A 13,885-nucleotide genomic window follows, 5' to 3' on the forward strand; every position below is an offset into this window, starting at 1 on the left:
ATCGCCCGGAGGCGACGGAGGACGGAACGGGGTGAATGCGGCCCGGTGGTCGATGGTGACACCCGGCGGGGAACATGCGGAAGCCGCCGGGTGCGGATGCGACCCGGCGGCTTGGTGGAGCGCGGCGGGTCAGCCGGCTACTCGTACGGCGAGCGCGTCGCCGATCTCCGAGGTGGAGCGGGCGGGCTTGCCGGTGCGCTCCGACAGGTCGGCGGAGACCGCCTCGTCGATCCGGGCGGCCTCGGCCTCGTAGCCGAGGTGGCGCAGGAGCAGGGCGACGGACAGCACGGTGGCGGTCGGGTCGGCCTTGCCCTGGCCGGCGATGTCCGGGGCCGAGCCGTGCACGGGCTCGAACATCGAGGGGAACTCTCCGGACGGGTTGATGTTGCCGGAGGCCGCCACGCCGATGCCGCCGGAGACGGCCGCTGCGAGGTCGGTGATGATGTCACCGAAGAGGTTGTCGGTGACGATCACGTCGAAGCGCTCGGGCTGGGTGACCAGGTAGATCGTCGCCGCGTCGACGTGCATGTACTCGGTGGTGACCTCGGGGAACTCCTCGGCCACCTTGTTGAAGATGTTGGTCCACAGGTGACCCGCGAAGGTCAGCACGTTGTTCTTGTGGATCAGCGCCAGCTTCTTGCGCGGGCGGGCCTGGGCACGGGCGAAGGCGTCACGGACCACGCGCTCGACACCGAAGGCCGTGTTCACGGACACCTCGGTGGCGACCTCGTGCTCGGTGCCCTTGCGGATCGTGCCGCCGTTGCCGGTGTACGGGCCCTCGGTGCCCTCGCGGACCACGACGAAGTCGATCTGCGGCTCGCCGGCCAGCGGGGTCGCGACGCCGGGGAGCAGCTTCGACGGACGCAGGTTGACGTGGTGGTCGAAGGCGAAGCGGAGCTTCAGCAGGAAGCCGCGCTCCAGGACGCCGGACGGCACGCCGGGGTCGCCGATCGCGCCGAGCAGGATGGCGTCGTGCTTCTTCAGGGCGTCGAGGTCGGCGTCGGTGAGGGTCTCACCGGTGGCGTGGTAGCGCTTGGCGCCGAAGTCGTACTCCTTGGTCTCCAGCTTCACATCCTGCGGAAGGACGGCGGAGAGGACCTTCAGGCCTTCGGCCACGACTTCCTGGCCGATGCCGTCACCGGGAATCACTGCGAGATTGATGCTGCGAGACATGCGGGCACCCTACTCCTCGTCCCATGGAATGACACAGGGTGTCCGTGATGCGGACAGCCGAGACGGCACCCGCCCGGGGGAACGCACTCCGCCGACGGCTTGCGTTCACCCGTATGTGGGGCGGATGTTGGCGTTCGCTGGGAAATTGACCCGACATGGAGATCCCCCACTTCGGCATCCCGCCCGAGCTCGCACGCCGGATGAGCATGGCGGAACAGCACGAGTACCTGCGCACCCGGCTGTCGCGGCGCCGCACGCTGGTGACGGCGGGCGCGGTCGCGGGCGGTCTGCTGACCGGCTGCTCCGGCTCCGGGCCGACGGGCGGTACGGCGACCAGGAGCCCGTCGCCGAGCACGTCGAAGGCGCCGGGCTCCTACATCACCCCCTTCGGCCGCCATCTCGCCTTCGGCGCCGATCCGAAGACACAGATGCGGATCTCCTGGCAGGTGCCGCTGGCGGTGAAGAAGCCGTACGTCCGGGTGGGCCCGCGCCCCGACGACCTCGGCCGCAAGATCGAGGCGGAGCTGCGCGACCTGCACACCCCGGAGCTGAAGGGCGTACGGCCGGCGGTCGAGCAGTACTACCTCCACGCGGCGCTGGACGGCCTGCGCCCGGACACGACGTACTACTACGGCGTCGGCCATGAGGGCTTCGACCCGGCGTCCCCGCACCACCGGTCGACCGTCGCGTCGTTCCGCACGGCGCCCGCGAGCCCGCCGGAGCGGTTCGTGTTCACCGCGTTCGGCGACCAGGGCGTCGGCGAGGAGGCGGCCCTCAACGACCGTCTGCTGCTGCGCCGGAGCCCCGCCTTCCACCTCCACGCCGGCGACATCTGCTACGCCGACCCGACCGGCAAGGGCAAGGAGTCGGACGTCTTCGACGCCGGGCAGTGGGACCGGTTCCTGAAGCAGACCGAGCCGGTGGCCAGGTCGGTGCCGTGGATGGTGACGACCGGCAACCACGACATGGAGGCCTGGTACTCGCCGGACGGCTACGGCGGTCAACTCGCCCGTTTCTCCCTGCCGGACAGCGGCTTCGACGCGCGCACGGCACCGGGGGTGTACGCCTTCACGTACGGCAACGTCGGCGTGGTCGCGCTGGACGCGAACGACGTGTCGTACGAGATCCCCGCCAACTTCGGCTACACGGAGGGGCGGCAGACGAAGTGGCTGGACCGGAAGCTCGCCGAACTGCGGTCCGACACCTCGGTCGACTTCGTCGTCGTCTTCTTCCACCACTGCGCGTACTCGACGTCCACGCACGCCTCCGACGGCGGGGTGCGCGCCGAGTGGCTGCCGCTGTTCGCCAAGCACCAGGTGGACCTGGTGATCAACGGGCACAACCACGTCTACGAACGGACCGACGCCATCCGCAACGGCGAGGTGGGCAGGCCGGTGCCGGTGGGCGGGACCACGGATCCACGACGGGACGGGATCGTGTACGTCACGGCGGGTGGCGGCGGCAAGGAGCTGTACGGCTTCCCCGACGGCGTGAAGGAGAGCTACGAGGGGAACACCGCCGACCATGAGTCGGTCGGCACGTTCCGGTGGACGAAGTCCCGGGACACCAAGGCGGAGTCGGTGCGGTGGTCGCGGGTGCGCTACCGCGGCTTCTCGTTCCTCTCGGTGGAGGCCGTGAGCGGCGCCGCGCCGAGGCTGAAGGTGTCGGCGCTGGCGTCGAGCGGTGAGCGGATCGACCATTTCGAGGTGCGGCGCGGGGCGTGAGCCCCGCACCGCGCCTCGTCGGGTGCGGCTCCCGGACCAGGGGTGTTGCGGCTCAGTGGCCGGCGGGTCCGCTCAGTGACCGGTGTTTCCGCCGTTGTCCCTGCGGTCGAGGGCGCGCTGGAGCGCTGCGGCGGCGTTCTTGCGGTCTGACTCGCTCGTGCGGGAGACGTGACGGACTCGGCGGCGGACGGTCGTCTCGGCCATGGGAAATCGACTCCTTCGACAGCATGGAGCGCAGAGAGAGATACGAGACGCCGGATGGGGCGGGGAGCGGTGCCGCAGGGGTTGCCTGCGCGGGGCCCGGCTCACGACCGCCATTCGCTTGGTCGAGCGAGACGTTCGGCTCCTACAAAACTAAGGGAGTCCGGAGCGTCTGTCTCCACAATTACTCGGACTTCCTACTATCTGAGACGGTGGACTGCGTCACACCGCGCTGACCTGCGGTGATCCCTAGAGCACATCTCCGTCGCGCCAGTCGAAGAGCAGCTCGTGCGCGGGGTCGAGCGGGCCGGCGAGGGCGGGCCGGACATAGGTGCTGTCCTCCTCGTCCGGCAGGCGGACGACGCCGTCCTGCGGGCTGAGGGCGTGCACCTGGCCGCGCCACAGCCGCCAGCCGCGGGAGGTGTAGAGCCGTGCGCCGGCGTCGCTGGCGGAGAGGGCGCCGAGGTCGTAGGCGCGGTCGACGACACGTTCCAGCTCGGACATGACCTGCCCGCCGAGGCCGGTGCGGCGGGCGTCGGCGCGTACGGCGACGTTCTCGACGTACCCGGCGCGCAGCCACCGGCCGCGGTGCCGCACCCGGCGCATCACGACCGCCCCGTGCGCGGCGAGCCCCGAGCCGTCGTACACGAGCGCGTGCATGCCGCCGAGGCCGTGGTCCCAGTCCTCGTCGCCGAAGTCGCCGTCGAAGGCGGCGTCCAGCAGGGCCCGTACGGCGTCGAGGTCCGCGGGGCCGAGGTCGGCGGTGTGGGCGGTGCGCACTCGGGTGGTCATCGGCCCAGTCTTCCCGCGGACATGCCGACGGGCCAGGTCATTTCGTGACCCGGCCCGTCGGTGCGGCGGGGCTCAGCCCATGTGCGGGTAGGTGTAGTCGGTCGGCGGGACCAGCGTCTCCTTGATGGCGCGGGTCAGGGTCCAGCGCATCAGGTTCTGCGGGGCGCCGGCCTTGTCGTTGGTGCCGGAGGCACGGCCGCCGCCGAAGGGCTGCTGGCCGACGACGGCGCCGGTCGACTTGTCGTTGATGTAGAAGTTGCCGGCCGCGTAGCGGAGCTTGTCCGCCGTGTAGGCCGCCGCCGCGCGGTCGTTCGCGATGACCGAGCCGGTCAGGGCGTAGTCGGAGACGGACTCCATCTGCGTCAGCATCTCGTCGTACTTGTCGTCCTCGTAGACGTGCACGGCGATGACCGGGCCAAAGTACTCGGTGCGGAAGACCTCGTTCTCCGGGTCGGTGCACTCGATGACGGTCGGGCGGACGAAGTACCCCTCGGAGTCGTCGTAGGTGCCGCCCGCGACGATCGTGCAGGAGGGGTCCTCCTTGGCACGGTCGATCGCGGCCTTGTTCTTGGCGAAGGCCCGCTCGTCGATGACGGCGCCGATGAAGTTCGACAGGTCGGTGACGTCACCCATCCTGATGCCGTCGACCTCGGCCGCCCACTCCTCCTTGAAGCCGGAGTTCCAGATCGAGGCGGGGACGTACGCCCGGGACGTGGCGCTGCACTTCTGGCCCTGGTACTCGAAGGCACCGCGGGTGAGCGCCGTCTTCAGGATGGCCGGGTCGGCCGAGGGGTGGGCGACGAGGAAGTCCTTGCCGCCGGTCTCGCCGACCAGGCGCGGGTAGGTGCGGTACTTCTCGATGTTGCTGCCGACCGTCTTCCACAGGTACTGGAAGGTCTTGGTCGAGCCGGTGAAGTGGATGCCGGCGAGGTCCCGGTGCTCCAGGGCGGCCTTGGAGACCTCGATGCCGTCACCGGTGACGAGGTTGATGACGCCCTTGGGCAGGCCGGCCTCCTCCAGGAGCTGCATGAGCAGCACGGCGGCGTGGGTCTGCGTCGGGGACGGCTTCCAGACGACGACATTGCCCATCAGGGCCGGGGCCGTCGGCAGGTTGCCCGCGATCGCCGTGAAGTTGAAGGGCGTGATCGCGTAGACGAAGCCCTCCAGCGGGCGGTGGTCCAGACGGTTCCACACACCCGGGGAGTTGGCCGGGGGCTGCTCGGCAAGGAGCTTGCGGGCGTAGGAGACGTTGAACCGCCAGAAGTCGATCAGCTCGCAGGGCGTGTCGATCTCGGCCTGCTGGGCGGTCTTGGACTGGCCGAGCATGGTGGAGGCGGCGAGCGTCTCGCGCCAGGGGCCGGACAGCAGCTCGGCGGCGCGCAGGATGATCGCCGCGCGGTCGTCGAAGGACATGGCACGCCAGGCGGGCGCGGCGGCCAGGGCCGCGTCGATGGCGTCCTGGGCGTCCGCCTGCGTGGCGTTGCGGTACGTGCCGAGCACGGCCTGGTGGTTGTGCGGCTGGACGACCTTGAAGGCCTCACCGCCGCCCATCCGCTTCTCGCCGCCGATGGTGCAGGGCAGGTCGACGGGGTTGTCGGCCAGCTCCTTCAGCCGGGCCTCCAGCCGGGCACGCTCGGGCGAGCCGGGGGCATAGCCGTGCACCGGCTCGTTGACGGGGGTGGGGACCTGGGTCACAGCGTCCATGTTTTCCGTAACTCCTTACTGAGCGGTGTTTCGGTCTCAGCCCTTGACGAGCCTCAGTCCTTGGTGGGCTCTCAGCCCTGTCGGGCTCTCAGCCCTTCGTCAGCATCGAGCGGGCGAAGAAGCGCAGGTTGGCCGGCTTCTCCGCGAGTCGGCGCATGAAGTAGCCGTACCAGTCGGTGCCGTAGGCCGTGTACACGCGCATCCGGTGGCCCTCAGCGGCCAGTCGCAGGTGCTCCTCGGTGCGGATGCCGTAGAGCATCTGGAACTCGTACTCGTCGAGCTTTCGCCCGGCGCGGTGGGCGAGCTCCTGGCCGATGGCGATCAGGCGCGGGTCGTGGGACCCGATCATCGGGTACCCCTCCCCCTCCATCAACGTCCTGAGGGTCTGGACGTATGCCCGGTCGATCTCGTGTTTGTCCAGATACGCGACCGAGCCCGGCTCCTTGTACGCGCCCTTGACCAGGCGCACCCGGCTGCCGTTCGCGGCGAGGCGGCGGGCGTCGGCCTCGGTGCGGAAGAGGTAGGCCTGGATGACGCACCCGGTCTGCGGGAAGTCCTTCCGCAGCTCGTCGTGGATGGCGAACATCGAGTCGAGGGTGGTGTGGTCCTCGGCGTCCAGGGTGACCGTGGTGCCGATCTCGGCGGCGGCCTCGACGACCGGGCGGACGTTGGCGAGGGCCAGTTCGTGGCCGCCGTCCAGCGCCTGCCCGAACATCGACAGCTTCACGGACATCTCGGCGCGGGTGCCGAGCTCCAGCGGCTTCAGGCGGTCGATCAGCTCCAGGTAGGCGTCCCGCGCGGCGGCGGCCTGGGCGGGGTTGGTGATGTCCTCGCCGACGACGTCCATGGTCAGCTCCAGGCCCTGCCCCGTGAGCTCCCGGATGACCGGCACGACGTCGTCGACGTCCTCGCCCGCGATGAATCGGTCGACGACCTGTTTGGTCACCGGGGCCGCCGAAACCAGGCGTCGCATCCGGTCGCTGCGCGACGCGGCGAGAATCACGGGACCCAGCACGGGGCACCTCCAGAGCACAACCAACGGATGGCCGGACCCCGGGCGGATGACGCTTCGGGTACGGCGCGGAGAACCACCGTGAAACCTAAGGATCCCCCCGATCGTCGGCCATCGACAGCTGTCACGCATCCGTGCCGCAGATCTCAGACAGATGTATGAAGGGTCCCCTGGAGTGCGGGACAATGCCCGGATGACGTCGGAACACAGGGGTGACTACGAGGAGCTGGTCGACGAGATCTCCGAGCTGCTCGGGGCGCCCGCGACGCTGGAGAACCGGGACTTCGAGCTGATCGCCTTCGGCGCGTACGACAGTGAGGGTGACCTCGATCCGTCGGCCCTGGACCCGGTGCGCACCCGCTCGATCCTGACCCGCCGCTCGACGGCGGCCGTCCGGGCGTGGTTCGAGGGCTTCGGCATCACGCGTGCGACCGGCCCGGTCCGTATCCCGCCGACGCCGGAAGCCGGGGTGTACCGGGGCCGGATCTGCCTGCCCGTCCGGCACCGGGGCGTGGTCCACGGCTACATCTGGCTGCTGGACGACGACCCCGGCCCGAGCGAACGCCAGCTCTCGGCCGCCATGCAGGTCACGACCAGGATCGGGGCGCTGCTCGCGGACGAGGCCCAGCACGGCGCCGACCTCAGCCGGGAACTGCGGGCCGTCCTCACGGCCGACCGCGACTGGCAGCGCGACATGGCCATCGCGGAACTCCGCACCGCCCTCGGCCCCCGCGCCGACGGTCTCCACGCGGTGCTCTGTGTCGCCCCCTGGCCCACGGCCGACCCCGACGACGCCCCTTCGGTCCGCACGATGCCGGGCGCGACAGCCCTGTGCACCGTGCCGTGGGGAGCCTCGTCCCAGTGCGTGGCCGTCCTGATCCGCCTGCGCTCGGCGGACGTACTGACCCCGGCGACGACAGCGGCGGCCCGCCTGCTGGAGCGGGCGGGCGGTCCGACGGGGCCTGACGCGCGGGGGGCGGCGACGAGCCCGGCACGAGGAACGTCCACGGGCGCGCGAGGCGGACCGGGCGCCGGCACCGCTTCAGCCGGACCGGCCGGCAGCGCCTCGCGCGGAGCGACCGGCACCTCGGGCGCCCCGGCCGGCGGCGCCCCGCGTGGAGCGGGCACCGGCTCCCGCTCCCCCGCCGCCGGTCTCGCGACGCCCCGCTCCGGTCTCGCCGAGCTGGGGACCGCCTGGTGGGAGGCATCGGCGGCGGCGCGGGCCGCGTTGGCCGAACCCCGGCTGGGGCCCGTCGCCGAGTGGGCGTCGATCGGGCCGTTCCGGCTGCTCACCGCCCTGCCGCCGGAGGTGGCCCACGACCCCGCGGTGCACGCCCTGCTCTTCCCCGTCCACCGGGAGCTGGCCCGTACCGCCGAGGTCTACCTCGACTGCGCCGGCCAGGCCGCCCGGGCCGCCGCCGAGCTGGGCATCCACCGCCAGACCCTGTACTACCGCCTCTCCCGGATCGAGAAGCTCACGGGTCTGGACCTGGACGACGGCGAGGACCGCCTGCTCCTGCACATGGCCCTGAAGGGGGCCCGGCTCGCACACGGTCAGGACAGCGGGCCGTCCGGGTGACTCCCGTCGCCTGCACGGGCGGTCGGGTTCCGCTCCGTGCCCTGACAGCCGGGCGGCGGGGCGGCCCGGCAGCCGGGTAGGGCAGCCGGGACCGCTTCTGAAAACGATTGTCATCATGCTACGGTCGTGGCGCTTTCAATCATTTACCAGGCCTTGACCGAGGTGTCCCGTGCGCGTCCCCGCCCGTCTCGTCCCCCTCACTGCCCTCAGCGCGGCTTCCGCCCTGCTCACCGGCTGCTTCTCCGGTGGGCAGTCGGCCACCGACGACACCGGGGCAGGGGGCAAGCGGATTCGCGTCGCGATGATGCAGCCACCGCGCTCGGGGCTGTCCCCGCTGTCGGACGACGCCTTCAAGCTGTCGCGCTGGTCCACGGCGGAGACCCTGGTGAAACTGGACGCGGACGGTGACGCCGAGCCGGCGCTGGCCACCGGATGGTCCCAGTCCGGCCGGAACTGGACCTTCACCCTGCGCGACGGCGTCACCTTCCACGACGGGACGAAGCTCACCGCCGAGACCGTCGTCACCTCCCTCACCAAGGCCGCCGCCGCCTCCCCCAAGCCCCGCATCCTCGACGGCGTCGACCTGACCGCGAAGGCCGACGGCGACAAGGTCACTGTCACCACCGCCACCGAGGACCCCCTGGTTCCGCAGCGGCTGAGCTCCCCGCAGCTGTCGATCCTGGCCGCCAAGGCCTACCGGGGGAAGACCGTCAGCCCTGTCGGCGCGGGCACCGGCCCCTTCGAGCTGACCAAGGTCAACGGCACCTCCTCCGCCGCTCTCGACCGCTACGACGGCTACTGGGGGAAGAAGGCCAAGGCCCCCGGCATCGACGTGCGGTTCGTGCCGGACGGCACCGCCCGTGCCGCGGCCCTGCGCAGCGGCGAGGCCGACATCGTCGAGGCGGTACCGGTGTCGCAGGCGGCGGTGCTGGACCAGGACCTGATCACCGAGGTGCCCATGCCGCGCACCAACACCCTGTACCTCAACACCGGCAAGGGCCCCTTCAAGGACGCCGCGCTGCGGGCGGCGGCACGCGAGGCGATCGACGCCGAGTCGATCGTGAAGGGCGTGTACGAGGGGCGCGCCGACGTCGCCGAGGGGCTGCTCGGCCCCGCCCTGCCCTGGGCGGCCGAGCTGCGGAAGCCGGTGAAGCGGGTGAAGGCCGGCGACCCGGTCGGCAGGACGATCACCATCGGCACCTTCACCGACCGCGCCGAACTGCCCGAGGTCGCCGCCGCGCTGCAACAGCAGCTCCAGAAGGCCGGGTTCAAGGTGAAGCTCGACGTCCGTGAGTACGCCAACATCGAATCCGACGCGCTGGCGGGCGCGTTCGACGCGTTCATCCTCTCCCGCGCCACCGTCCTCGACTCCGGTGACCCGGCCGCCTACCTCTACAGCGACTTCGCCTCCGACGGCTCCTTCAACATCCCCCAGCTCGCCGACCCGGCCGTGGACAAGGCCCTGAAGAAGGCCGGCGAGACGCCGACCGGCGACGCCCGGCGCAAGGCGGTCGTCGCCGCCGAGGCCGCCGTGCTCGGCACGGACGCGGCCGTGCCCATGCTGCACGAGCGCGTGATCCAGGGCGACGCCGCCGGCGTGACCGGCGCTGCCCACGACCCGCGCGAGCGGGAACTGGTCACGGCGGACACCTACGTCAAGTGAAGGCCCGTATCCGGCGGTTGGCCGGCGCCGCCGCGCTGACCCGCCTCCTCTGCCTGATCGCCGTCCTGGCCGCCGTCGGCCTGCTGCCCTGGCTCTCCGGCCGGGACCCGGCCCTGGCCGTGCTGCGGGCCCGCTCCGCCGAGCAGGACCCGACCGAGGAGGCGCTGGACTCCGTGCGGCGGGACCTCGGTCTGGACGCCGGGCCCCTTTCCCTGCTGGGCGGCTGGGCCTCGGACCTGCTGCGCGGCGACCTCGGCACGTCCTGGGTGTCGGGCACCGAGGTCCTGCCCTCCGTCATCTCCGGGCTCCAGGTGTCGCTGGCGCTGATGGGTGCCTCGCTCGTGGTGGCCCTGCTGCTGGCGTGCGCGCTGGTCGCGCCGGTGCTGGTGCGGGGACGGGCCTCGGCCGGGGCGTGGGCGGCGATGCTGGCCGCCGTGCCCGAGTTCCTGCTGGCCACGGTCGCGCTGCTGGTGTTCGGGGTGTGGCTGGGATGGCTGCCGACGTCGGGCTGGATGGGGCCGCAGAACATGGTCCTGCCCGCCGTGGCCCTCGGCGTCCCCGGTGGCGGGCTGCTCGGCCGTCTGGTCGCGGACGCGCTGCCCGCCGTGCTCGACGAGCGGTGGGTGGAGCTGTGGCGGGGCGCCGGGGTGAGCCGGGCGCGGATCGCGGGGGCGGCGCTGCGCCGCGTCCTGCCGCCGCTGGTCCCGCAGTTCGGGATGGTCGCCGTGGGGCTCACCGGCGGCGCGGTCGCCGTGGAGACGGTCTTCGCGGTGCCGGGCATCGGCCGCACCGCGCTCGGCGCGGCCAAGTCGCAGGACCTGCCGCTGCTCCAGGGCGCGGTGCTCGCGCTGCTCGCGCTCGGCCTGGTCACGGGCGCGCTGGCGGCGCTCGCCCGGCGGCGGCTGCTGGGCCCGGCCCTGCGGGACGCCTCGCTGGCGCTGCCCCCGGCACGGCCGGTGCGCGCCCATCCCGCGGTCCCGTTGTCGCTGTTCACCGTCCTCGCCGTGACCATCGGCTGGGGTCTGCTGCGCGATCCGTACGCCGTCAACACCATGGCCCGGCTGGCCGCGCCCTCCTGGGCGCACCCGCTCGGCACCGACGGCCTCGGCCGTGACGTGCTCGCGCGCCTCGGCCACGGCGCCGCCTCCACGGTCGGCACGGCGGCGGCCGTCTGCCTGTTGAGCCTGCTGGTCGCGCTCGCCCTGGGTTTCCTGCCCCGGATCGCGGAGGGCGCGGCGGACATCGCCAACGCCCTGCCTCCGGTGATCGTCGGCATCCTGGTCGCGGCGGCCGTCGGCCCGGGCACCGGCGGCGCGGCCCTCGCGGTCGCGCTGATCTCCTGGCCGGCCCTGTCCGCGCACGCGGCGGCGCTGGTGCAGGAGGTGCGCGCGTCGGCGTTCCTGACCGCCCAACGGGCCATCGGGGCGAGCCCGTTCTGGATCCTCACCCGGCACGTCCTGCCGTCGGTGGCCGGCCCGGTCGCCCGTCACGCCCTGCTGCGCCTGCCGGGCATCGCCCTGGCCCTGGCCTCGCTGGGCTTCCTGGGCCTGGGCGCCCAGCCGCCCGCCCCCGAGTGGGGTCTGCTGCTCGACGAGTCCCGCGCCTATGTGGAGCGCGCCCCGTGGGCGGCCCTCGCCCCGGCGGTGGCGCTGGCCCTGCTGGCGGGCCTCGCGGTGTCGGGCGCGGCACTCACCCAGGGCCGGAGGGTACGGCGAGCCACCCCGACTCCGGTCACGATGACGAAGGAGGCCCCCGTTGGAGTCTGAGGCACTGCTGTCGGTGCGCGAGTTGCGGATCGCCTTCGACGGGGTCGAGGCCGTGCGCGGCCTGTCCTTCGACGTCCGGCCTCGCGAAGTGCTGGCGATCGTCGGCGAGTCGGGAGCGGGCAAGTCCCTCACGGCCCGCGCGCTCCTCGGCATGCTGCCGCGCGGCGCGACGACGAGCGGGACGATCAGCCCGGACCTGTCGGCCCACCGGGGCCGGCGGATCTCCCTCGTCCCGCAGGACGCCCTGTCCGCCCTGTCCCCCGTGCACCGGGTGGGCGACCAACTCGCCGCCGCCGTACGGTCGGTGGCCGGGGTCTCACGCACCGAGGCCCGGGCCAGGGCGGTCGCGGCCCTGGACCGTGTCGGCATCCCGGACGCGGCACGCAAGGCGCGGGCGTATCCGCACGAGTACTCCGGCGGCATGCGGCAGCGCGCGGTGATCGCCATGGCCACGATCAACGAACCGGACGTCGTGGTCGCCGACGAACCCACCACCGCCCTCGACGAGGAGCGCCGCGACCGGGTGCTGCGGCTGCTCGCCGAGCAGCGGGAGGCGGTCGGCGCCGCGCTCGTCCTGGTCACGCACGACATGGACGCCGTACGCGGGCACGCCGACCGGGTGCTGGTGATGTACGCCGGGCGCCTCACCGAACTCGGCCCGGCGGACGAGGTGTTGGCCCGTCCCCGGGCACCGTACACGGCCGGCCTGCTGGCGTCCCTCCCGCAGCACGCGACGGGCCGCCGTCTCCCGGCCCTGCGCGGCACCCCGCCCGCCCCGGGCACGCTCCCGCCGGGCTGCGCCTTCGCCCCGCGCTGCCCGCTCGCCGCGGACGCCTGCCACACGGCGGACCCGGAGCCCCGGCCGGTGTCCGGACGCCTGGTCGCGTGCCACCGCTGGGAGGAACTGCCCCACCCGGCCACCGAGTTGTTCCTGAAGGAGGGGCAGCCCGCATGACCGATCCCCTGCTCGACGTCCGCGACCTGGTCGTCCGCTACGGCCAGGTCACCGCCGTGGACGGCGTCTCCTTCACCCTGGCCGCCGGCGAGACCCTCGCCCTGAACGGCCCGTCCGGCTGCGGCAAGTCCTCCACGGCCCTGGCGGTACTCCAGCTGCACCGCCCGGCGGCCGGTGAAGTCCGTTTCGAGGGACGGGAGTTGACGTCCCTCACCGAACGCGAACTGCGCCCGCTGCGTCCCCGGATGCAGCCGGTCTTCCAGGACCCGTACGGCTCGCTGAGCCCCCGCCACCGCATCCGCGACGCCATCGCCGAACCGCTGAAGATCCAGGGTCGCTGGCATCCCGCCGACGGCCCGGCCCGGGTCGCCGAACTCCTCGACCGGGTCGGACTCGACCCCGCGTACGGCGACCGCCGGCCGCACGAACTCTCCGGAGGGCAGTGCCAGCGCGCCGGCATCGCCCGCGCCCTGGCCTCCGAACCGCGGCTGCTGGTGCTCGACGAGCCGGTGTCCTCACTCGACCCGTCGGTACGCGCGGGCGTACTGAACCTGCTCGCCGGCCTCCAGGACGACCTGGGCCTCGGCTACCTGTTCATCTGCCACGACCGGGCGGTCGTCCGGCACGTGGCGGACCGGGTGGTCGAGATGCGGGAGGGGCGCGTCACGTCCGGGCAGCCGCCTCGATCACCCGGCGCAGGCCTTCGGTGAGCGCGTCGGCGTCGACCGCACGCTCGGGGTCGAAGTTCCACTGTGCGATGAGGCCCGTCATCAGGGTCGTGTAGAACCTGCCGAGCGTGTCGAGGGTCTCGTCCGGGACGTCCTCTTCACGAACCCCCGTGAATAGCGCGACCAGGGCACGCTCGGCATCCCGCTGCTGCTGCGCCAGGTGCTCGCGCACCACGGGCAACTGATCCCCCATGGCCACGATCTCCATGCTGAGGCGCCACATCGAACCGGGCTCTCGCATGGTCCCGATGATGTTGGACCACACCTCCTGGAACCGCTCCAGCGAGCCGGGCTCAGCCGTGCTCCCCCCGGGCTTCTCGCCGTCGAAGGCATCGGAGAGCTCACCGACCAGCGCCAGGTACGCCTCTGCGAGCAGCGCGTCCTTCGAGCCGTAGTGGTAGCCGATCGACGCCAGGTTCGTCCCCGACTCCTTGACGATGTCGCGCGCGGTCGTGCGCAGGAAGCCCTTCGCCAGCAGGCAGCGCTTCGCGCCTTCCAGCAGATCCTCACGGTGTCCCATGGCTCGTCACCCTACTCCGGCATCCAGACGTGCGTCTTAAACAAGCGTACTAGACAAGCGTTTAATAC

12 protein-coding genes are annotated in these 13,885 nt (G+C 72.3%); 6 read left to right on the forward strand and 6 right to left on the reverse strand.

Annotation, left to right across the window (positions count from 1 at the left end):
- Nucleotides 1–129: 129 nt before the first annotated feature.
- Nucleotides 130–1,173 (reverse strand): 3-isopropylmalate dehydrogenase, encoded by a 1,044-nt coding sequence (locus ACH4G3_RS39415; RefSeq protein ID WP_059421987.1) that lies wholly within the window; start codon nt 1,171–1,173, stop codon nt 130–132.
- 155 nt (nt 1,174–1,328) lie between these two features.
- On the opposite strand from ACH4G3_RS39415, the gene ACH4G3_RS39420 reads away from it, so the two are divergent.
- A complete protein-coding gene (locus tag ACH4G3_RS39420) occupies nt 1,329–2,897 on the forward strand; it encodes a purple acid phosphatase family protein (protein WP_397628969.1) in 1,569 nt (522 codons plus the stop codon).
- Between the two features lie 72 nt (nt 2,898–2,969).
- On the opposite strand, the gene ACH4G3_RS39425 is transcribed toward ACH4G3_RS39420, so the two are convergent.
- The 4 genes from ACH4G3_RS39425 to ACH4G3_RS39440 all read right to left on the reverse strand — a co-directional run bounded on the left by ACH4G3_RS39425 (nt 2,970) and on the right by ACH4G3_RS39440 (nt 6,609).
- On the reverse strand, nt 2,970–3,101 hold the full coding sequence (locus ACH4G3_RS39425) for a hypothetical protein (RefSeq protein WP_020271485.1): 132 nt from the start codon (nt 3,099–3,101) through the stop codon (nt 2,970–2,972).
- Nucleotides 3,102–3,347: 246 nt separating this feature from the next.
- Nucleotides 3,348–3,890, reverse strand: a complete 543-nt coding sequence (locus ACH4G3_RS39430; protein ID WP_397628970.1) for a GNAT family N-acetyltransferase — start codon at nt 3,888–3,890, stop codon at nt 3,348–3,350.
- A gap of 72 nt (nt 3,891–3,962) precedes the next feature.
- The gene (pruA, locus tag ACH4G3_RS39435) at nt 3,963–5,594 is read right to left on the reverse strand and encodes an L-glutamate gamma-semialdehyde dehydrogenase (protein ID WP_397628971.1); all 1,632 of its coding nucleotides are present in this window, start codon (nt 5,592–5,594) and stop codon (nt 3,963–3,965) included.
- An 88-nt stretch (nt 5,595–5,682) separates the two neighbouring features.
- Nucleotides 5,683–6,609 (reverse strand): proline dehydrogenase family protein, encoded by a 927-nt coding sequence (locus ACH4G3_RS39440; protein ID WP_397628972.1) that lies wholly within the window; start codon nt 6,607–6,609, stop codon nt 5,683–5,685.
- Between the two features lie 190 nt (nt 6,610–6,799).
- On the opposite strand from ACH4G3_RS39440, the gene ACH4G3_RS39445 reads away from it, so the two are divergent.
- The 5 genes from ACH4G3_RS39445 to ACH4G3_RS39465 all read left to right on the forward strand — a co-directional run bounded on the left by ACH4G3_RS39445 (nt 6,800) and on the right by ACH4G3_RS39465 (nt 13,279).
- Complete coding sequence (locus ACH4G3_RS39445; RefSeq protein ID WP_397628973.1) at nt 6,800–8,185, forward strand: helix-turn-helix domain-containing protein; 1,386 nt, start codon at nt 6,800–6,802, stop codon at nt 8,183–8,185.
- Between the two features lie 169 nt (nt 8,186–8,354).
- Nucleotides 8,355–9,848 (forward strand): ABC transporter substrate-binding protein, encoded by a 1,494-nt coding sequence (locus ACH4G3_RS39450; protein WP_397628974.1) that lies wholly within the window; start codon nt 8,355–8,357, stop codon nt 9,846–9,848.
- On the forward strand, nt 9,845–11,614 hold the full coding sequence (locus ACH4G3_RS39455; protein WP_397628975.1) for an ABC transporter permease subunit: 1,770 nt from the start codon (nt 9,845–9,847) through the stop codon (nt 11,612–11,614). Before ACH4G3_RS39450 ends, ACH4G3_RS39455 begins: the two co-directional genes overlap by 4 nt.
- A complete protein-coding gene (locus ACH4G3_RS39460) occupies nt 11,604–12,569 on the forward strand; it encodes an ABC transporter ATP-binding protein (protein ID WP_397628976.1) in 966 nt (321 codons plus the stop codon). Before ACH4G3_RS39455 ends, ACH4G3_RS39460 begins: the two co-directional genes overlap by 11 nt.
- On the forward strand, nt 12,566–13,279 hold the full coding sequence (locus ACH4G3_RS39465) for an ATP-binding cassette domain-containing protein (RefSeq protein WP_397628977.1): 714 nt from the start codon (nt 12,566–12,568) through the stop codon (nt 13,277–13,279). The genes ACH4G3_RS39460 and ACH4G3_RS39465 overlap by 4 nt, the downstream gene beginning before the upstream one ends.
- Here the strand turns inward: ACH4G3_RS39465 and ACH4G3_RS39470 are convergent.
- A complete protein-coding gene (locus tag ACH4G3_RS39470; RefSeq protein ID WP_397628978.1) occupies nt 13,233–13,817 on the reverse strand; it encodes a TetR/AcrR family transcriptional regulator in 585 nt (194 codons plus the stop codon). The two genes, ACH4G3_RS39465 and ACH4G3_RS39470, sit on opposite strands and share 47 nt — an antisense overlap.
- Nucleotides 13,818–13,885 lie beyond the last annotated feature (68 nt).

Source organism: Streptomyces afghaniensis (assembly GCF_044327915.1).
Classification (GTDB): Bacteria; Actinomycetota; Actinomycetes; order Streptomycetales; family Streptomycetaceae; genus Streptomyces; species Streptomyces afghaniensis.